The organism is Pontiella desulfatans, from assembly GCF_900890425.1.
GTDB lineage: Bacteria > Verrucomicrobiota > Kiritimatiellia > Kiritimatiellales > Pontiellaceae > Pontiella > Pontiella desulfatans.
Genome location: NZ_CAAHFG010000003.1, coordinates 239,963 through 258,561 on the forward strand (window position 1 = coordinate 239,963; position 18,599 = coordinate 258,561).

Annotated in this window: 16 protein-coding genes; 7 read left to right on the plus strand and 9 right to left on the minus strand. The window is 57.2% G+C overall.

Annotated elements, in window-relative coordinates; genetic code table 11:
• Positions 1-51: 51 nt before the first annotated feature.
• Positions 52-1,221, plus strand: coding sequence for an ATP-binding protein (locus tag E9954_RS22035; RefSeq protein ID WP_222847279.1), 1,170 nt, complete (start codon positions 52-54; stop codon positions 1,219-1,221).
• A gap of 22 nt (positions 1,222-1,243) precedes the next feature.
• Here E9954_RS22035 and E9954_RS22040 read toward each other — a convergent pair whose 3' ends face one another.
• Both E9954_RS22040 and E9954_RS22045 read right to left on the minus strand, forming a co-directional pair.
• A complete protein-coding gene (locus E9954_RS22040; protein ID WP_136081451.1) occupies positions 1,244-1,903 on the minus strand; it encodes a ThuA domain-containing protein in 660 nt (219 codons plus the stop codon).
• 110 nt (positions 1,904-2,013) lie between these two features.
• Positions 2,014-3,117: a Gfo/Idh/MocA family protein gene (locus tag E9954_RS22045; RefSeq protein WP_136081452.1), complete on the minus strand. Its 1,104-nt coding sequence runs from the start codon at positions 3,115-3,117 to the stop codon at positions 2,014-2,016.
• Between the two features lie 116 nt (positions 3,118-3,233).
• On the opposite strand from E9954_RS22045, the gene E9954_RS22050 reads away from it, so the two are divergent.
• A complete protein-coding gene (locus tag E9954_RS22050; protein WP_136081453.1) occupies positions 3,234-6,119 on the plus strand; it encodes an HzsA-related protein in 2,886 nt (961 codons plus the stop codon).
• 454 nt (positions 6,120-6,573) lie between these two features.
• Positions 6,574-6,849 carry a hypothetical protein gene (locus E9954_RS22055; protein WP_136081454.1) on the plus strand — a complete coding sequence of 92 codons (276 nt, stop codon included), beginning with the start codon at positions 6,574-6,576 and terminating at the stop codon, positions 6,847-6,849.
• Between the two features lie 295 nt (positions 6,850-7,144).
• On the opposite strand, the gene E9954_RS22060 is transcribed toward E9954_RS22055, so the two are convergent.
• On the minus strand, positions 7,145-8,368 hold the full coding sequence (locus E9954_RS22060) for a DDE-type integrase/transposase/recombinase (RefSeq protein ID WP_136077388.1): 1,224 nt from the start codon (positions 8,366-8,368) through the stop codon (positions 7,145-7,147).
• 209 nt (positions 8,369-8,577) lie between these two features.
• Here E9954_RS22060 and hflK point away from each other — a divergent pair, with 209 nt between their 5' ends.
• Together hflK and hflC are read left to right on the plus strand one after the other, a co-directional pair.
• Positions 8,578-9,558: an FtsH protease activity modulator HflK gene (hflK, locus tag E9954_RS22065; protein WP_187357964.1), complete on the plus strand. Its 981-nt coding sequence runs from the start codon at positions 8,578-8,580 to the stop codon at positions 9,556-9,558.
• On the plus strand, positions 9,559-10,521 hold the full coding sequence (gene hflC, locus E9954_RS22070) for a protease modulator HflC (RefSeq protein ID WP_136081455.1): 963 nt from the start codon (positions 9,559-9,561) through the stop codon (positions 10,519-10,521).
• Between the two features lie 349 nt (positions 10,522-10,870).
• On the opposite strand, the gene E9954_RS22075 is transcribed toward hflC, so the two are convergent.
• Both E9954_RS22075 and E9954_RS22080 read right to left on the minus strand, forming a co-directional pair.
• The gene (locus E9954_RS22075) at positions 10,871-12,277 is read right to left on the minus strand and encodes a fatty acid desaturase (RefSeq protein ID WP_136081456.1); all 1,407 of its coding nucleotides are present in this window, start codon (positions 12,275-12,277) and stop codon (positions 10,871-10,873) included.
• 119 nt (positions 12,278-12,396) lie between these two features.
• On the minus strand, positions 12,397-13,452 hold the full coding sequence (locus E9954_RS22080; RefSeq protein WP_222847280.1) for a uroporphyrinogen decarboxylase family protein: 1,056 nt from the start codon (positions 13,450-13,452) through the stop codon (positions 12,397-12,399).
• 226 nt (positions 13,453-13,678) lie between these two features.
• Between E9954_RS22080 and E9954_RS22085 the strand changes: the two genes are divergently transcribed.
• Together E9954_RS22085 and E9954_RS22090 are read left to right on the plus strand one after the other, a co-directional pair.
• Positions 13,679-14,500 (plus strand): PocR ligand-binding domain-containing protein, encoded by an 822-nt coding sequence (locus E9954_RS22085; protein WP_136081458.1) that lies wholly within the window; start codon positions 13,679-13,681, stop codon positions 14,498-14,500.
• Between the two features lie 38 nt (positions 14,501-14,538).
• Positions 14,539-15,486, plus strand: a complete 948-nt coding sequence (locus tag E9954_RS22090) for a transposase (protein ID WP_136081459.1) — start codon at positions 14,539-14,541, stop codon at positions 15,484-15,486.
• A gap of 111 nt (positions 15,487-15,597) precedes the next feature.
• On the opposite strand, the gene E9954_RS22095 is transcribed toward E9954_RS22090, so the two are convergent.
• The 4 genes from E9954_RS22095 to E9954_RS22110 all read right to left on the minus strand — a co-directional run bounded on the left by E9954_RS22095 (position 15,598) and on the right by E9954_RS22110 (position 18,490).
• Positions 15,598-16,839, minus strand: coding sequence for an IS4 family transposase (locus E9954_RS22095; RefSeq protein ID WP_136077916.1), 1,242 nt, complete (start codon positions 16,837-16,839; stop codon positions 15,598-15,600).
• 106 nt (positions 16,840-16,945) lie between these two features.
• Positions 16,946-17,536, minus strand: coding sequence for a hypothetical protein (locus tag E9954_RS22100; RefSeq protein WP_136081460.1), 591 nt, complete (start codon positions 17,534-17,536; stop codon positions 16,946-16,948).
• Between the two features lie 94 nt (positions 17,537-17,630).
• Positions 17,631-18,038 carry a uroporphyrinogen decarboxylase family protein gene (locus E9954_RS22105; RefSeq protein ID WP_136081461.1) on the minus strand — a complete coding sequence of 136 codons (408 nt, stop codon included), beginning with the start codon at positions 18,036-18,038 and terminating at the stop codon, positions 17,631-17,633.
• The gene (locus E9954_RS22110) at positions 18,035-18,490 is read right to left on the minus strand and encodes a hypothetical protein (RefSeq protein ID WP_136081462.1); all 456 of its coding nucleotides are present in this window, start codon (positions 18,488-18,490) and stop codon (positions 18,035-18,037) included. The genes E9954_RS22105 and E9954_RS22110 overlap by 4 nt, the downstream gene beginning before the upstream one ends.
• Positions 18,491-18,599: the final 109 nt, after the last annotated feature.

An 18,599-nucleotide genomic window follows, 5' to 3' on the forward strand; every position in this document is an offset into this window, starting at 1 on the left:
GCTGACGGCAGTGTTTTGACTTGAAAATACGGAATAGATTCCGTATTTTCCATGCAAATGATCGTTAGAGATGCAGTTAAGGTTCTGGAAAAGCGGTTTAGCCAAGTGCCGGTCGTGGCCTTGATCGGTTCGCGTCAGGTTGGCAAAACTACGCTGGCCCATGCCTTGGCGATCGACAAACCAACGCATTATCTGGATTTGGAACGCCCATCCGATATTGCCAAGCTTGCGGATCCGGAACTTTATTTGAGCAGGCATTCCGGCCAACTGGTCATTTTGGATGAAATTCAACGTATTCCCGGTTTGTTCCCCGTTTTGAGGAGTTTGGTTGATGAACGACGCAGGGCCGGTGAGCGGAGTGCCCAGTTCTTGATCCTGGGTTCGGCCTCGCCGGAGTTGCTGCAGCAAAGTTCGGAAACGCTCGCTGGAAGGGTCAGCTTCATTGAACTGAATCCTTTAAGCCTGCGGGAGGTGTCGCAGGAAGCGGGCGGCCTGGAACGGCATTGGTTCCGGGGAGGGTATCCGGATGGTTTTCTTAGTTCCGACGACGCAACCGCAGTGCAGTGGTGCGAGGATTTCATTGCGAGTTATGTTGAGCGCTATCTTCCGCAAATGGGGGTCATGGCAACACCGGTTCAGCTACGGCGGTTTTGCTCCATGTTGGCGCATCAGCAGGGTGCAACGCTGAATTTGAGCAGGCTCGGGAATTCGCTTGCGATCGATGGGAAAACGGTTCGCCACTACATTGATTTGCTTCAGGGATTATTCATCCTGCGCAGTCTGCCTGCTTGGAGTCGAAATGCCGGGAAGCGCCTAGTTAAGGCTCCGAAGGTCTATTTGCGTGATACGGGCGTTCTCCATACCCTGGCGGGACTTCACTCGCTTGAGCATGTGCTGGGGCATCCTCTTTGTGGACATTCCTGGGAGGGGTACTGCATTGAGCAAATACTTGACCGTCTACCACCGGGCTATTCGGCAAGTCACTATCGAACACACGCTGGCGCTGAAATTGATCTGGTTCTTGAGGCTCCATCCGGTGAGGTGCTGGCTGTTGAGATCAAGCGGACGCTCACACCCAAACTGATGCCGGCATTTCGTGAGAGTATGAAAACCATAGGTGCTTCAAAAGGATTCTATACGATGCCGCATGGCGATCGGTTTCCCCTGTCGGAGCAGGTGGATGCAATCAGCCTGGAGGATTTTCTGGAGCTCGACTTCTAGTGTTGGCTGTTTAGGGTAATTATTATGCGTTGGCCGCCCAGAGCAGGCCGCGGCGCACCATCTCGCGGGCGGTTGTTCCGGATTCAAGATTGGCCGGAACGTGGCCGAGGGCGTTGTAGTAGACGCGCCCTTCGCCCCAGTGCTTCGTCCAGGCCACCGGCATCTCGAAAGCACCGTTGGGGACATGCGGGCCGTCGGCGGTCGGGAAGCGGGTGGTGGCCAGCACCTCGATGGCGGGATCGACGTGCATGTAGTATTGCTCGGTCGTGACCGTGAAATCCTCCAGCCCTTCCGTCAACGGACTCGAGCTGTTCTTGATGTTTACGCGGTATTCGTTTCCGGCATCGCCGGGGTGCGCCACGAACTGGCCGCCCACCATGAACTGCCAGGTGGTGTTTTCGCGGAAGGAGTCGCCCATGCCGCCGTGGCAGCCCGCCAGGCCGGTGCCGGCCATCACCGCCTGCGAAACGTTTTCAATATAGGCGTCTTCGGTCTTGTCCATCGTGATGCACGGGACGATCAAGTCGAGCTGTTTTAAATTGTCGGTGTCGGCAAAGACGGTGTAGTCGTTCGTCACTTCCACGTCGAAATTTTCGGCCAGCAGCATTTCCTCGAACAGCTTCGCCATCTGTTCCGGCACATGGCCCTCCCATCCGCCCCATACAATCAACACCTTTTTCATAACTCACTCCTCCGTCGTGCCATTCAGCACCGTTTAAACACCAAGAGCGCAAAGTTCGCGAAGTCCAGTCATTCCAGATCTTCGCGGCCTTTGCGTTCTTCTGTTGAAAATCATTCATCCAGTTTGCCGGCGGGCAGATCGAGCGGCAAGGGCGCGGGTTGTTCGCAGGTGCTTGCAATGTCGATGTGTTGGCCGGTTTCGGACGATTCGTCGAAGGCCAGCATCACGTCGAGGATGTGGTAGGCCATCTCGCCGGAGCAGCGGTTGGGGCGGCCGGACTGGATGGCGTAGGCCATGTCGGCGGCGCCGATGCTGCGCATGTTGTCGGTGTAGCCGTGGGAGAGGGGCACCGTTTCCCAATCGTCCATGCCCGCGCGGAAAACCGACACCTCGCCATCGAAGCAATTCGGGTCGGGTATGCGCAGGCTGCCGGACGTGCCGTGGAGTTCGATCGGGTGGTTGCCGTGTTTCCAGACATCGAAGCTCATCACCAGTGTAATGATCGCCCCGTTCCGGAATTCGAGCGTACCCGCGGCATGCGTGTTGACCTCGACCGGCAGCACCTGCCCGCTGGCCTCTTCGCTGGTGGCCAGTCGCTCGTTGGCCTTGCGCCCGGCAATCGCGGCCACGCGCTTGACGGGGCCCAGCAGGTTGACGAGCGCGGTGAGATAGTACGGCCCCATGTCGAGCATCGGACCGCCGCCGCGCAGGTAGTAGAAGCCGGGGTTCGGGTGCCAGCTTTCGTGGCCGGGGCAGCACATGAACGCGGTGCCGGCAACGGGCTTGCCGATCCATCCGTCATCGACCAGCTTGCGGCAGGTCTGCAGGCCGCCGCCGAGGAAGGTGTCCGGTGCGCAGCCGGTCAGCAGACCCTTTTCCTGGGCGAGTGCCAAAACCTTCTGCCCATCCTCGCGGGTGATGGCGAAGGGCTTTTCGCAATGCACATGCTTGCCGGCATGGAGCGCCTGCAGATTGACCTCGGCGTGCGCCTGCGGGGTCGTGAGGTTGATGACGATGCCGATCTCCGGATCGGCCAGCAGCTCCTGCACGGAGACGGCCTTGACTCCATTCTCCTCCGCCTTGTCCTCGGCCTTTTGCCCGATGAGGTCGGCGCACGAAACGATTTCGAGAAGCTCGAGTTTTTTCGCCGCAGCGAAATAGGCCGGGCTAATGTTGCCGCATCCGATGATGCCGGCCTTTACTGTTTCTGCCATAATGTAGTCCTCCATGTACGGATCGTGGGCTAATATGCTCGGGATTGCGCCGGATGTAAATTTTGAAGCATGTCCGTTTTCCCGGTGCGGGTACGTTGCATCCCAAAGGATTTACGATGAAAAGATGGATGATGGTTTGTGGTGCGGCCTGGGCGGTTTCGATGGTTTGCGCCGATGGCCTCGATCGCGAATGGGCGGAGGCGATGCTGCGTGTGCGCGCGGAATTCCGCGAGAACGGCGCTGCTAAATTCGAGGCCAAGGCAAAGCGGCATGTTGAGCCATCGCTGACCGGCCGCGTATTCGGCCAAATGCTGGACGAATACCCATACCGCACCGACTGGTTCCTGCAGGACAACCTCAACGACCTGGAGGCGTGGCTTGGCCAGACGGACGATGCCGTCATCGAGAAGGCGCTGCTCAAAGGGTTCCGCCCATTCGGCGACCGGTTCAAGGGCCTGGGAAAACCGGCGGGCGGCACGGACGATCCCGCTTGGTTGGCGCTCTATGCCCAGGCCGCCGCGATGCGCCGGACACAACGGCTTGCAACGCTTAAAACCGACTATCCGCAAATCGTGTTCACCAAAAACCACACCATCATGCCTTCGTTTTTCGCCTACACCGAAGGGCAGTCGGACGCGCAGGCCGAGCGCCACTTCACGCCGGGAACGTCGCTCTGCCTGATGGAATGGGAGGGCGACTTTGCCAAGGTGACGGAGCTGGTCGACGATCCCCTCGGCCGCATCCGCGATCCCGAGGTTTCGTTCGATGGAAGCAAGATTCTTTTCGCCTGGAAAAAGTCGGATCGGCTGGACGACTACCATCTCTACGAGCTTGATGCGAAGACGGGGGCCATCCGCCAGCTCACCTTCGGCCTGGGTGTGGCCGACTTCGAGCCGTGCTACCTGCCCAACGGCGAACTTGTTTTTTCCTCGTCGCGCTGCGTGCAGACCATCGATTGCTGGCTGACCGAAACGAGCAACCTCTACACCTGCGGCCCCAACGGCGAACATCTGCGCCGGCTCGGGTTCGACCAGGTGCATACCGTCAAGCCCGCGCTGCTGCCCGACGGGCGCGTTATATACACGCGCTGGGACTACAACGACCGCGGCCAAATCTATCCGCAAGGCCTGTTCCAGATGAATCCCGACGGCACCGCCCAGACCGAGTTCTATGGCAACAATTCCTACTTCCCGACAACCATCGCCCATGCGCGCGGCATTCCCGGTTCGCCGCTGGTGGTGGCCGTTGCCATGGGCCACCACACCTGGCAGGCCGGCAAGCTGATGCTGCTCGATGTCTCCAAGGGGCGGCAGGAAAACGCCGGCGTTCAATTGGTTGCGCCGGTGCGCGAAACCGAGGCGGTGCGGCAAGACCGGTATGGACAGCAGGGCGACCTGTTCCAATATCCCTATCCCCTCAACGAACGCGAAGTGCTCGTGGCCTATTCCCCGCTGGGCGGTCGTCCCGGCCGCTTTTCGATCTACCATATGGACATCGACGGCCACCGCGAGCTGCTCGTTTCCGATCCGTCGATCTCCTGCCAGCACCCCGCGCCGCTGGCGCCGCGCGAACGTCCGGCCGCCCGGCCCAGCCTGGTCGACTACACCCAGGATTCCGGCGAATACTATGTGCAGGATGTCTACTATGGCCCCGGCCTCGAAGGCGTGGAACGCGGAGCGGTCAAGAAACTGCGCGTGGTGGAAATCGAGTTCCGCGCGGCGGGCGTGGGCTGCAACTATAGCCAGGGCCCGGCGGGGGGCGCGCGCGCCAGCACGCCGGTTTCCATTGCCAATGGAACGTGGGACGTGAAGCGGGTGCTGGGCGATGCCACGGTCCATCCGGACGGCTCGGCCTATTTCAAGGTGCCCGCGCGCAAACCGGTCTATTTCCAGTGCCTCGACGAAAACAACCGCGCCGTGCAAACCATGCGCAGCTGGAGCACGCTACAGCCCGGCGAAACCTTTTCCTGCATCGGGTGCCATGAGGACAAGAACGCGGCGCCGTTGCAGCGGCCCACCAGCATGGCGCTCAAGGCCGGCGCGCAACCGCTCGCCCCGTTCCACGGCGAAACGCGCGGTTTCAGTTTCCTCAAGGAGGTGCAGCCCATCCTCGATGTCAAGTGCGTGGCCTGCCACCAGAAGAAAGGCAAGCTGGATCTCTCCGGCACGCCGGTGCCGGATCCCGAGGCCAAGCGCAACTGGACGCGCTCCTACCTCAACCTGACCCAGGCGAAGCCGGGCCGGGCCGACGCGGCCTACCGCGGCGCCGATGCCGAAGGGCTCTGCGTCTGGGTTTCCTCGCAGTCGGTGCCGGACATGATTTCCCCTCGTTCCGTGGGCTCGGTGGCCAGCCCGCTCATCGACCGGTTGCTCAAGGGGCACGGCAAACTCGACCGGGAAGAGCTGGATAAGATCATCGCCTGGATCGACCTCGGCGTCCCGTTCGGCGGCGACTATTACGAAGCCGGTGCCTGGTCGGATGCCGAGAAGGCCTTCTATGATCGCTTCCAGGCCAAGCGCGAACGCTTCGCCGCACTCGACGACCTCAATGTGCAGCGATTGCTCGCCGGCGACTTTTCAGCACCGACCGGCGAAAACCGCTACCGCAACCTGGCGCCCGAAGCCAAGACCTCCGCCAACGACGAGAAGAGCGCCGAACTCTGGCTCAAGTTGGAGTGGGAGGAAGACGTCTATGCCGACCGGATCAATATTTCCATCCCCGCCGATCTCGGGAAGGAGCACGACAGCCGAAGGAAGTCCGGCACCGTCGAGCTTTCCAACGGAAAGAAAATTACGTTCAAACTCGATAAGACCGCCGACATGCAGGTGGTCCGGCTCCCGGCCAAGCACTGGCCACCGCAGCCGATCCGCTGGATCAAATTCACCAACCCGGTCCCGCACGAAAACAAATGGTGCGGCTTCGCCGAGGTCGAGGTGATGGGCCGCACGGCCAATCCCTCATACGAAAACACACCGCTTGCGGCCAGGGCGACCGCGCAGTAGGGATTTGGATACAGGTGCGTCCACGATCCATGTGCGGAGCGAGGTTCCATCCGAGCCACCCGCCGCAACGTTCTTTCGTGGAGGGGCGGACGCTGTCCGCCCGGGCGCACGGCGTGCGCCCCTCCACCCGCCGCTTCGCGCTGCGCATCCTGCCGCCCGGCTTCATTGGAGGCGAGGTTCCATCCGAGCCGCGCGTCCAACGAAAGCGCATCCGAGTGCATTTGCGTCTTTAAGCGCGGCGATTCCTAGGTATGCTTTCTTCATGGATGCCTCTATTCTAACAAGGGAATCCGACAGAGGCTCAATCCACTTCAGCCATACAAGGGCTGGGATAGAAAATATAGGGCAATAGATTATGCCAAGAGTCGGTCGTTATTTAATTTACGGTTTGCTTGATCCCAGAGACAATTCATTACGGTACATCGGGAAGACCCACAAACGGAGAGAGTGGAGGTTGGCAGAGCATATCGAACATGCAGAAGAGAACGACCAAAGACCCGTTTATAAATGGATCAGGGAATTATTAGAACAAAACCTCAAGCCCATTGTTTTTGTTTGGAAGCGAATCCCTGCAGATCACAATTGGAGACAAGCAGAAAAAGATGCCATTTCATTTTGGTCTGAATCTGAAACAATTGAATTTCCATATATTCATTCACCACAAACCCCCAAAAGTGAAACGGTAATTATCAATCGAGTAAAATTAGAAAATGCAACTGAAGGCGGATAACTAAAATTTCCCAAACAATAGAGGAAGAGATAAGAAGGGTCAGGCCGCCTAATTCGTTATCTTGAATTTCCCCGTCGGGAATGGCTTTTACGGGAGCGGGGACATTCCTGTCCCCGACGGGGGCAAGAAAGCCCCCGCTCCGTTGGAGCCAGCCATCGATCCTGTCCATTCGGTTGTCGTGTCAAAAAGAGTCTAGCCGAAGCGTTTGGGGCAGGCGGGGCGCCTGCGGAACGGCCGCGTTGCCTCAAAAATAAATGACACCGTAGAGGTGCGGATGAGGAGTCGTTTGACTGCATTAATGGGTACCCTCTAATTCGGGGGTTGTCAAGGTGGGGAGGCAGTCGGGGAACCCGGGTTCCCCGACTGCGGCGGACTCGCCGGTTTTCTTCATTTTTTCGATCTTGCGACGTCGGCGCTGGATGCGATTGCCCAGCTCGAAAGGGTCGAGCGTTTCGTATTCGCGTTGCAGAGCAGCCTCCTGTTGTTCGCCAAGGATGCCGCTGACCTTCAGGCGGTCAAAGGGCGTGGCGGGGGCATCGTATTTCTTTTTGTACCGGCTTTTGACGCGAACCTTGCTTTTTAGCTTGAACGAGGGTTTGAAGAAGTTGTTGAGCCGTTCCCAGTCGCGGTAGAGTGCGTTGAGCTCTCTGATCATGGCCGGGTTGTCGAGCCGGTCGTAGCCGAGCAACTCGCGCACGTGCGTCCAGTTCTTTTGTTCGACATGGGCGTTGTCGTTCTTGTGGTACGGTCTGCTGCGTGTAAAACAGACGGGCTGTTTGCGTTGCAGGAAGTAGCGCGTGAGATGGTGGTTGAGGAACTCGCTGCCGTTGTCGCAGTCGAAGCCCAGGATGGCGAAGGGCAGCTTGTTTTCCACGTCGTGGGTTTGGTGCATCACGCCTTCAGCGCCTTTGTTCCAGACCGCGCGGGTTACCGTCCAGGTGCTTATGATGTCCGTATAGGTGATCGACCAGATGAAGTCCCCGCTCATCGATCCGCCACAGTGGGCTACTGTGTCGGCTTCGAGATAGCCGGGCCGGTCGATGTCCTCGGTGGAGGTGCGGATTGGGATCTGATTCTTGAGCAGCGAGCCGGGCTTGGTACCGGTATTGCGCCTTCGCTGGTACTGCGCTTTGAAGGGTTTGAGCACCCGGTCGATGCTTGCCGGGCTGATTCTCAGTAGCTTTTCACGGCATTCGGTCGATAGCGGTTCGTAATGTTTTTCATAGTGCTTCAGCCAATGTGGCATAGCAGGCTTGAGGCGCTTCCCGCACAGTTGTCCAGAACGAAGCCACAGAGTTTTGAGGGTCTTGCGCAATTCAGCAGAGTCGTACTCGCCTTTGCGGCCGCGTTTGCCCCTGGAGGGCGTAAACGAGTCGTTGAGCAGCTTGGTGGCATGCTTGCGATCATAGCCGCATACCGCGCATACTTCATCGAGCAACCGGGTCTTGTAGGCCTTTTCCGCGCGCCTATAGCGGCGTTTTTGTACCGCGATGTATTCCATTCTGGTTTCGCAACTCATCTCTTTCATCCTCCCTGTATACAGGGTGTGATTTTTTGTGAGTCAACGAATCCTTTCCGCCCGCATCCTATCGGATGCTTCGGTGTCATTTAATTTGAGGCAACTCGACGGCTATGCATGTTATGGGGCCGGCCCTTGCTTCTGCGCGCGAGATAGGGCACATTTGCACCCATAACGTATTAACGTGTTAGGAACGGAGGAACCAAACGATGCCCACCAACTTCCAAGGAGTCGAATTTCCCAAGCCGCCGAATCTGGCGATTACACCGCGGATGATTGCCTTTGCCGCTGTTGGGGTGCTTGCGGTCGGCACCGTGATAACCAGCATCTATACGGTTCCGGCGGAGTCGATCGCCGTGGTGCTGCGGTTCGGGGAGGCCGTGGCGGAGGTGGAATCCGGGTTGCGCTTCAAGCTGCCCTTCGGAATCGACCGCATTCAGAAAGTGCCGGTGAAGCGGCAACTGAAGCAGGAGTTCGGGTTCAGTACGCCGGGGGCGACCAACCCGGCACAAACCTCCCGCGAATCCATCCGGGAAACCGCCATGGTTACGGGCGATCTCAACGCGGCTCTGGTTGAATGGATTATTCAGTACCGCATCGTGAAACCGACCGAATATCTTTTCAATGTTCGCGACCCGGCGGAAACGCTGCGCAATGTTTCGGAGTCGGTCATGCGCGAGGTCGTCGGCGACCGCACGGTCGATGAAGTCATCACCATCGGGCGCCAGGAGATCGAGGCGGAGGCGCTGGTGAAAATGCAGGAAGTGGTGAACCGGTATGCCATGGGCCTGATGATCGACCAAGTGCAGCTGAAAAATGTCAACCCGCCGCGTGCCGTGCAATCCTCGTTTGATGAGGTGAACAAAGCGCAGCAGGAGCGGGAAAAGCTGATCAACATGGCGAACGGCGAATACAACAAAGCCGTTCCCCGGGCGCGGGGCAAGGCCAACCGTCTGGTTTTGGAGGCGGAAGGCTACAAAACCAAGCGGATCAACGAGGCCCAGGGGGATACGGACCGGTTTAATGCGCTACTGGCGGAATACATCAAGGCGCCGGAAATTACCCGCCGCCGGCTTTATCTGGAATCCATGGCCGAGGTGCTTCCGCAGCTGGAGTCCAAAATCATTATTGATGAAAGCGCAAAAGGAATTTTGCCGCTGCTGCAGCTCGACTCGGGAAAGGGGCAATAAATGAAAGCGCTAAATAAAGTAACGAGTGTTGGCGTGGCGGTCGTCATTTTGGGCGGAGTTGTTCTGCTGGCAAAAAGCCTCTATGTTTTGGACATGACCGAACAGGTCATTATCACCGCCTTTGGGAAACCGGTCGGCGATCCGGTCGTCGAGGCGGGGCTGCATCTGCGGACGCCGTTCATCCAGAAAGCGAACCGGATCGAAAAACGGATTCTCGCCTGGGATGGCCAACCCAATGACATGCCGACGAAGGACAAGCTCTATATCACGGTCGATACCTTCGGGCGCTGGCGGATCAAGGATCCGCTGCAGTATTTCCTGCGCCTGCGCGATGAGCGCAGTGCCCAGTCGCGCCTCGACGACATCCTTGGCAGCGAAACGCGCAATGCCGTGGCCAAGCATGAGCTGATCGAGATTGTGCGCACGACGCAGAATCGTCAGCCGATGGTCGACGATACCTTGGCCGAAGGGGTGCAGGCGTCCACGCAGCTGCTTCCGATTCGCAAAGGGCGCAACACGATTGAGCAGGAGATCTTCGCCAAGGCCGCCGACAAGCTGACGGACTTCGGAATCGAGCTGATGGATATCCGCTTCAAACGGATTAACTATAATGAAAGTGTGCGGGCCAAAATCTATGACCGGATGATTTCCGAGCGCCTGCAGATTGCCAGTCGCTTCCGCTCCGAGGGCGAAGGTGAAGCGGAGATGATTCTGGGGGATATGGAAAAAGACCTGCAGGAGATCGAATCGGAAGCCTACAAAAAGATTCAGATCCTGAAGGGAGAGGCGGAGGCCCGCTCCACCGAAATCTATGCCAGCGCCTACAACCAGTCTCCCCAGGCCGCGAACCTGTACGAGTTTGTACAAATCCTCGAGACCTACAAGACCGGGCTGGATAGCAAAACCCGCCTGATCCTCTCCACCGACAGCGACCTGTTCAAATACCTCAAAAGCATCGACTGATTTTCCCGGTCGATCGACGGTTGTGGGGCTGCGGTTTTAGGGTATTATACCCAATTAAACAGCTTTGTTTTTTTACCACAGAGGTCACCGAGACACAGAGCAATTGAACATTCCCGCTCCTCTGTGCCTTCGTACTACTATCCGTCAATTTCTTATTTTCCTGACAAGTTTTCACCACCCGCTGCGCTAGAGGACACTGAGGCTCAGAGGATTAGGATGCTCTGTGTCTCTGTGTTCTCTGTGGTAAAAAAATCCGTGTCTTCGGTGTTCATCAGTGGTTCTAAACAATTGGGTTGCGGCTATGCCGCGCTAGGTCCTCTGTGGTGAGATTATTCAAGTTAAGTTCATATTAAACTTCCGCTGGTTTCGGCAGTCCGAGTTCGAGCATGCCCTCCTTGAGGCGGACGGGATAGGTTGCGAGGTCGCGCTTGCCGGGGCGGGTGAGCACCTTGCCTGAGCATACATCATATTTTGCATTGTGCTTCGGGCAGGAGATGCAGCCGTCCTGCAGTACGCCGTTGGCCAGCAGGGCGAACTCGTGGGTGCAGACGCCTTCGGTGGCGCGGTAGTCGCCCGCCGCCAGTTGATAGACCGCATAGTGCTCCTCGCCGATCACGACATCGATTGAATCGTTTTCATCCAGCTCGCCAACCTTCAAGGCCGGATGCCAAATCAGTTCCTTGCCCGGCGTTTCGCACTGCGGGATGTTGGTGGCTGTTCCGGCTTCTTCGGAGCCATCCTTGCGCTTTACGATCCGGCGCTCGGGTAAGGCACCTTGGATTTCGCGCTTGATGAAGAACGTCGTATCCTTCGCCTGCTGTTTTAGCGCCGGCAGCATTTCCTTATAGACGGCCCACATGCCTTTGTAGGGCGCAGGGAGCTGCTCTTTTACGCGTTCGTGGAATTTGGGCAGCGCATGGAACGGCATGAGCGGATGCATGTGGTGCTCGATGTGGTACTGCATGTTCATGTAGAGAAAGCCGAGCAGGGGATTGACCTTGATGGTGCGCGAATTGGCGCGGTGGTCCCACACGTTTTCATCCAGCCCCGCATGCTGCGCCAGCACAAATGCGCGTTGCACGCCGTTGGCATAGAACTTTGGGCCAATGAAGTAGAGCAGGGGAATCCAGCTCTGGTAGACCACCGCGAGCGCAACAGGAACCAGGTTGAGGGCGAAGGAGAGCCGGGCCCAGAAAAACATCCGGCCATATTCTTCTTCGGGCACGAATTCCTTCGCGGCTTTGCTGGGGATGCCCAGCGTGTGCTGGATGAGGATGGGGAAATAGTAGGTGCATTCCTTCAGGCTGAAAAAATCGAGGAAGTGCGGCCAGAATTTCGGTGGGCGCGTAACGGTGATTTCCGGATCCACCTCGGTGATCACCGTGTAGGAATGGTGCCGGGCGTGCGACCAGGTGGTGAATACAATATCGCGCTGCTGCATGGCCGTGGCAAAAAAGTTGAGCGCCGTGTTCATCCACTGGGTCTTGAACACGGTGTTGTGCGAGCTTTCGTGCCACCGCGCATCGCAGGCGCAGTAAAACATTCCATAGATCAGGAATGCGGGAATGGCAAAAAGCAGGCCGTGTGGAATCGCCAGCCAGGCGAGGGCTCCGGTAAGCAGCAGGGATGCAATCCACAGCGTGGTGTTGATGATTCCATGGATATCGTCCTTTTGCATGAGTGTCTTGAACTCGCGCCGGTCGATATCCGCCTTATACCATTCTTCCTCGATAATGAGGTTGTGCGGGTTGGTCATGGTTATGTCTCCTGTTTAACATCCTCTTCCCCCGGTTCCGTTAAACCCCAACCCAAGCGGAGGGCCCGGTTTCACCCGGGCCGCAGGCGAGGTGGAACTCGCCCCTCCATTTGTTAACGCTATGCCGTCGCCGGCAGTTTCAGTTTCGCACCCGGATAAAGCGCCTGGTAGCTCTCCTGCGCGAACGCTTCCTCGATGAAGGCGACCATGTTTTCAATGGAGGTGTCGCTTTCAACCGAGTGGGACGGCGAAAAGATATAGCCGCCGTCGGCGCCAAGCTTGAGCAGGCTGCGCGATTCGTTGCGGACATCCTCCGCCGTGCCGAAGGGGAGGGTCTTCTGCATGCTGAGTCCGCCGTGGAAGGCCAGGCGGCCGCGGTAGGCCGGCAGGATGGAATGAATGTCCATGACTTCCGGCTGGAAGGGGTTGAAGCAGTTGAGACCGGCATCAACCAGATCGTCGAACAGTTCATCCACATCGCCGCAGGAGTGGATCATGACAAACTTGCCCGCTTCGCGGACGTGGCCATACATGCGCTTAAGCTGGGGGAGGATATATTCGCGCCAGAACTTCGGGCCCATGATGAGACCGTGTTGCTGCCCCCAGTCGTCGCCAAAGTAGACGGCGTCGATGTCATACTTGAGCGCCTCTTCCACCTGCGCGAGGTTGTAGTCGGCAATGGCCGTCAACAGTTCATGCACGAACTCCGGCTCCTCGATCATGTCGATCATGAAGTTTTCCATGCCGCGGACCGTCCAGGCGCGTTCGTAGAGCGAAAAGCCGATTTCAAACACGCGGAAGCAGTCGGAATAGGTTGAAAGCTTTGGCTCAATGTTCTCAAAAAAGCGTTGATCGAGCGGGTCGGGGAATTCAAAGCCTTCCATGGTCGGTTCCGGGATCAGGCAGTTTTCAACCACACCGATATCCTTGTCGACGCTCCGGTCCCAAATCACGCCGAAGACATCCCTCAGGCGGTCGTTGCCAATATCATCGAAAAAACCAATGTCGCTGCCGACCCGGACAATATGGTTGCCGAGCGTCTTCTCCAGGTCGTCGCAGCCCAGGTATTCCTGCAGGGCCTTTTCGGGTTCTTCCGTGAATTTATACGACCACGGTACATATGGCGGCTTTTCGCCGTTGAGCACGGCCCTAACTACTTCTCGTTTAGTCATCATTCTCTCCATCGTTAACACCGTTGGTTTTAATGCGTAACGGGTAATTCGTAATTGACTTGGCTTGTGGATGGTATGGCCAATTTACGCATTACGCATTACGCATTACGCATTACGCATTACGCATCACGCATCACGCATCACGAATGTATCACCACCCCCAAGAATGCCCATAGACACAGATGCTAATAAAATGGACAAACATGCTGTTGTTGCATAAAAGAAGTCCATGAACCCGCAGATGGACTATATTTTCAGCGATGAAATGCTCAAGTTGCTGGGGCAGTTCACCTCCTTGACCGGGGTGCGCATTGCCTTTTTTTCAATGAGCGGCGAAGAACTGTGCATCGGCCGGAACCGGAGCATCTGTGGCTATTGCGCCATGCGGCGGCGGGAAAGGGGGTTCGATAACGCCTGCCTAGCGAATGACCGGCAGGGACGGGAGGCCGCACTGGATCGGGAGGGGGCGCATTTCTACCAATGCCATGCCGGGCTGTGCGAGGCGGTTATGGCGGTGCGTGTTGGGGAAACGCCGATCGGCTATGTCATGATCGGCCAGTTTCGGCTGGCGGGGGCGGCGGAGAGCATCCGCAACGGGCACGAAGCGGCCGCCATGGGAAACATGCCCGTCTTTGAGCGCGAGAAGGTGGATGATCTGCTAGGCATGTTCGAGGTGCTGATCCACTACATTGCAAACCATGCCCTGGTTGGCCGGCGCGATTTCGACCTGCTCCATCCGCTGGTCGAGCGCATGCGGAGCAGCCCCGAGGTGGCGCTTTCCCTTTCCGAGGCGGCGCGGTTCATTGGTTTGAGCGCTTCCCGCCTATCGCACCTCTTCACTTCGATGATGGGCGTAAATTTCAAACGCTTTCAAATGCAACTGCGTCTGGAGACGGCCGACCGGTTGATGCAGTCGCACCCCGACTGGCGCATGGCACGCATTGCCGAAGCCTGCGGTTTCGAGGATCCCCTATACTTTTCACGCGCGTACAAAAAGCACCGCGGCATTCCGCCTTCGAAGAGAGAAAAAGGGGTCAAACGCAAAATATAAAGATTGACGGTGAGTCTGAATGCCGATAAACGTTTTCCATGCCTCGCAAGCTACGAATCGAATATCCTGGAGCGACCTATCACGTGATCAGCCGGGGGAACTACCGAAAGGATTTGTTCGGGGATCGGGGTACCTGCGAGTCCTTCGAAAGTGCGATCTTCGAGACGGCGGACCGGTGCGGGTGGAAGCTTTTCGCCTATGTGATCATGCGCAACCACTATCATTTGGCCGTGGAAACTCCGGAGGCGAATCTTGTCGATGGGATGCGCTGGCTTCAGAGTACCTTCGCCACCCGTTTCAATCGCTTTATGAATGAATCCGGCCATGTTTTCCAGGGACGCTACAAATCGATCATTGTAAGCGAGGATCGACCATTGCTTGGATTGATCGATTATATACATCTGAATCCTGTTCGTGCCCGATTGTGTTCCATCGACCAGTTGCGAAACCATGCATTTTCAAGTTATCCGAAGTATTGGGAGCGTTCGCTTCGCTCTGGATTGCAGCGTTCCAGGATGCTTTCTTTTTGCGGTATGCCCGATACGCCGGCCGGTATGGAGTTATATGAACAGCGATTAAAGCTTGTAGATGAGGGCGACCCGGAAAAACACGACCTCATGAGCAAGGAATACTGCAAAGGGTGGTTCGTCGGAACCAATGAGGCAAAGCAAAAGTTGGCAAGTGAACTCGAAGATGCCAATCCCTTTGCGGTTTGGGATGGTGCCGATATGCGCGAGCTTAACGAATTGCGATGGGAAAGGTTGGTTCAAGAAGAACTGACGCGGGCTGGCAAGAGCGAAGCGTTTGTGATCGCTGATTCGAAAGGTGCCGCATGGAAAGTGGAGATCGCAAAGCGTCTGCGCAGGGAAACCACGGCGCGGAATCAATGGATCGCGGATCGTTTATGCATGGGGCATCCAAACTATGTCAGCAATTTAGTGAACCGAGACCACATTCATCCCATAGGTGGTGCTGACGGAGAGTAAAACCCCGTTTTTGTTAAGGTTTCTGATGTCCGATTCATTTAGTCAATTCCGATTTTTTGTTGAAGGTTAACCATGGTTCCGCGCTTTGTGCATATGGCTGTCCCACAGCTCTTAGACAAACCCCGGCAGATACGCCTGTTCCGGCGCACCCCGTATGCGGCCGGGCGGTTTGGCTGTCCCATAGGAATCCAGCAAGGCGGGCAGGTTCCACCGGCGCCAAAGCACCGCGCGCACAACAGTGAACTGCCGCTTGAAGCTGTGCTCCCATCCGTGCATGAACGCGAGGCAGCGCATCAGCAGGTGGACCAGCAGCCCCATCCAGATCTGCCAGCGCACGGCGTTGGCGCTGTAGCCCAGGAAGTCGGAGAGTTGGAGCGTCTGCTTGATCTCCTTGAAGAACACCTCGATGTCCCAGCGGCAACGGTAGAGTTCGGCGACCGTCCACGCGCTCCACTCCAGGTGATTGGTGATGAAGGCGATTTCGACATCCTTGCCGTTAATCTCGACCAGCGCCACGACCCGGCGCAACTCGCACGGATAGGCTTTCTTCGATGCTTCGACCACCATCTCGATGACCTCGTCGCGCAGGATGCGCTTGTGCCCGGTGGTTTCGAGGGTGCGCACCACCTTGTACTGCATGTTGTCCTTCGCCCGGCCAACCCACCAGACACCGCGCACCGTCAGCTCGAAAAGATGCTTGAACTTGTTGTAGGCCTTGTCGAACACGGCGATTTCACCGGGTTTGAGCTCGGCGCACAGGCTTTGGGTCATCGTGCTGTCATGGTGCTTCGCCGTGTCGATGATGGCGCACCGGGGCAGGAAGCTTTGCAGGTCGAGGCGCAGGTGGCACTTGGCCGCAGCCTTGCGGCGGCGATGCTTCGCCCAGTCCATGCAGTTGGCGACGAGCTGGATCGTGGTCGAGTCCAGCGCATGGATCGTCTTGCTGAAGCGCCGGAGGTATCCGCGCCGAACCTTGCCCTTCGCGAAGCCCGGGACTGTATCCATCAGATGCTTCATCATGCACCAGTAGAGCTCTTCGGCCATGTCCGCGTTGCGGATCTTGTTCGCGTGGCTCAGGTTGTTACGCGACGGAGGAACCGCGCCGCGGATGGTAGAGAGCGCCGCCGCGTTCATCTGGAGCGCGTCGCACACATCGTTGAGTCCGAGTGCATGGGAGAAGTGGGCGTACAGCAAAGAAACCACATGGCTCCACGGCGTGTACGTCCGGCTTTGAATGTCCACGCCATGCTTCTGCGCAAGGCTCGACACCATGTGTCCGGGAATCAGATTGCACAATTGTTTCAAGGTTGTATACCTATGTCCGGCTGGCTTGTGTTTATGTTGTTTTTTCATACCCTCCGAGTGGAGGATTTCAACGGCACATGCCAGCCTTTTTTTTCAATATCTATGGGATGACAATGAACCGAGACTAATCTTTATATTTTGCGTTTGACCCCTTTCACCTCTTGCCGAATTCGCGGACGGCTTCCTGATAGGCTAGGATGTTCTCGGGCGGGGTCTTGCCGGTCATGGTGTCGGTGGAGAAAAAGTAGCCGGGTTCCTTGATTGCGAGTTTTACGGTTTCGCGCACCATGTCGCGGATCTCTTCCTTTGAGCCAAAGTTGATGATTTTCGGATTCTTCATGCAGGCGAAGATGGTTTTTCCCCTCCAGACATCGAGTACGGTTTCGAGGAACTGCTGAAGGATTTCCTCGAACCGCCCTGGATCGTCCATGGCCGCCATCATGAAGTTTTCCCAGCCGAAGAGTTCGACCGGCCACATGAACAGGGTGTGGTTGTACCAGCCCATCACCATCGTCGAATCGCCGAGCAGGGTCTGCTTTTGTGCATAGTGGTTCTTGAAGAACGCCGAGCGTTCCTCCTTGTTTTGGTAAAAGTAATCCTTTGGCTGGAATTCCAGCACCTCTTCGGCCTGGACGTCGTAGTCGAAAAGCTGCTCCGCCAAGGCGGGGCAGCCGGGGACATCCCACTGCGGAATGCGGTCGGTCATTTCGCCGTTGAACGCGGCTTTGGCTTTTTCCCTGCTCATATCAAACTCCTTCGTTTCTGTTTCAAAAAAGGGGTCAAACGCAAAATATTAAGATACTACATCGATATTTAGATTTTGCGTTTGACCCCTTTCGTTAGCGTTTGGCGAGTTCCTCGTGGGCCTCGTTGTGGTATAGGGCGTTTTCGACCGGGGTGTTGGCGGGGATGTGGTTGCCGATGGCCATGATGAAGCCGGGGTATTTTTTACCGATATCCATGCATCGCTGCACCTCGGCGCGGATTTCCTCCTTGGTTCCGCCTAGCAGGATGCGGGTGTCGGCATTGCCGACGAAGGCGTGGGGCTTGCCGTAGTTTTCGGCGATGTAGGCCATGTCGGTCGTCGGTTCCATGATTAAGCCATCGACGCCGACTTTGGCGATGTCGTCGTGGATCATCACGCATGGCGCATCGGAGTCGGTCAGCGCATCGAAATATTGCTGGATCCAGGAGGCATAGCGATGGGGCATTTCGCCGAAGGCCTCGGCCATGGCCATAAGCATCATGTCCCGGCCAAGATTTCAATCAGGCCGGACATGAGCGAAACATAGATTCCAGTCATGTTGACCGTGTCGGGATAGCGCTGGCGGAGCGTGGCATAGTGATCGTTGTATTCCTCCACCAGCGTGGCGTGGTTGCGCTCGCCATAGACCGCCCACGGATCAAGCGCGAGAACGTCGTCGGGATCCTCGAACGGGCATTCCACCTCGTCGCACCGGTCGCTCCCTTCAGAGGCATATTCCGCATGCCCCATCTTGGTGCGGCATTCCTCCAGGACCTGGCTATGGGTGAGGATCGACCAAAACATGCCATAGTCCCACTCCTTGACGAACCGGTTCCCGGCGGTTTCGCGTTCCGTCTGCGAGGACTCCGCGGTGATGCGGGATCCGGTCACTGCATTGAGCAATTCCCAGAGGAACTGCGGTGAATACTCCGTCCGCGGCACTTTCGGGGGCATCTCAAGGTTGATTGCCGCCCATCCATTTTCATATCCGATTTCCCTTTGGTGGTTTAATTCGTAACGGGTAATCCGTAATTGATTGGGCTTTCGGATTGCATGACCAATT

What these genes read in the sequence shown, in the direction of transcription:
- E9954_RS22035 (WP_222847279.1), top strand. Translation starts at nt 52, where the DNA reads ATGCAAATGATCGTTAGAGATGCAGTTAAGGTTCTGGAAAAGCGGTTT.
- E9954_RS22040 (WP_136081451.1), bottom strand. Translation starts at nt 1,903, where the DNA reads ATGAAAAAGGTGTTGATTGTATGGGGCGGATGGGAGGGCCATGTGCCG.
- E9954_RS22045 (WP_136081452.1), bottom strand. Translation starts at nt 3,117, where the DNA reads ATGGCAGAAACAGTAAAGGCCGGCATCATCGGATGCGGCAACATTAGC.
- E9954_RS22050 (WP_136081453.1), top strand. Translation starts at nt 3,234, where the DNA reads ATGAAAAGATGGATGATGGTTTGTGGTGCGGCCTGGGCGGTTTCGATG.
- E9954_RS22060 (WP_136077388.1), bottom strand. Translation starts at nt 8,368, where the DNA reads ATGAGTTGCGAAACCAGAATGGAATACATCGCGGTACAAAAACGCCGC.
- hflK (WP_187357964.1), top strand. Translation starts at nt 8,578, where the DNA reads ATGCCCACCAACTTCCAAGGAGTCGAATTTCCCAAGCCGCCGAATCTG.
- hflC (WP_136081455.1), top strand. Translation starts at nt 9,559, where the DNA reads ATGAAAGCGCTAAATAAAGTAACGAGTGTTGGCGTGGCGGTCGTCATT.
- E9954_RS22075 (WP_136081456.1), bottom strand. Translation starts at nt 12,277, where the DNA reads ATGACCAACCCGCACAACCTCATTATCGAGGAAGAATGGTATAAGGCG.
- E9954_RS22080 (WP_222847280.1), bottom strand. Translation starts at nt 13,452, where the DNA reads ATGATGACTAAACGAGAAGTAGTTAGGGCCGTGCTCAACGGCGAAAAG.
- E9954_RS22085 (WP_136081458.1), top strand. Translation starts at nt 13,679, where the DNA reads ATGAACCCGCAGATGGACTATATTTTCAGCGATGAAATGCTCAAGTTG.
- E9954_RS22090 (WP_136081459.1), top strand. Translation starts at nt 14,539, where the DNA reads ATGCCTCGCAAGCTACGAATCGAATATCCTGGAGCGACCTATCACGTG.
- E9954_RS22095 (WP_136077916.1), bottom strand. Translation starts at nt 16,839, where the DNA reads ATGAAAAAACAACATAAACACAAGCCAGCCGGACATAGGTATACAACC.
- E9954_RS22100 (WP_136081460.1), bottom strand. Translation starts at nt 17,536, where the DNA reads ATGAGCAGGGAAAAAGCCAAAGCCGCGTTCAACGGCGAAATGACCGAC.
- E9954_RS22105 (WP_136081461.1), bottom strand. Translation starts at nt 18,038, where the DNA reads ATGATGCTTATGGCCATGGCCGAGGCCTTCGGCGAAATGCCCCATCGC.
- E9954_RS22110 (WP_136081462.1), bottom strand. Translation starts at nt 18,490, where the DNA reads ATGCCCCCGAAAGTGCCGCGGACGGAGTATTCACCGCAGTTCCTCTGG.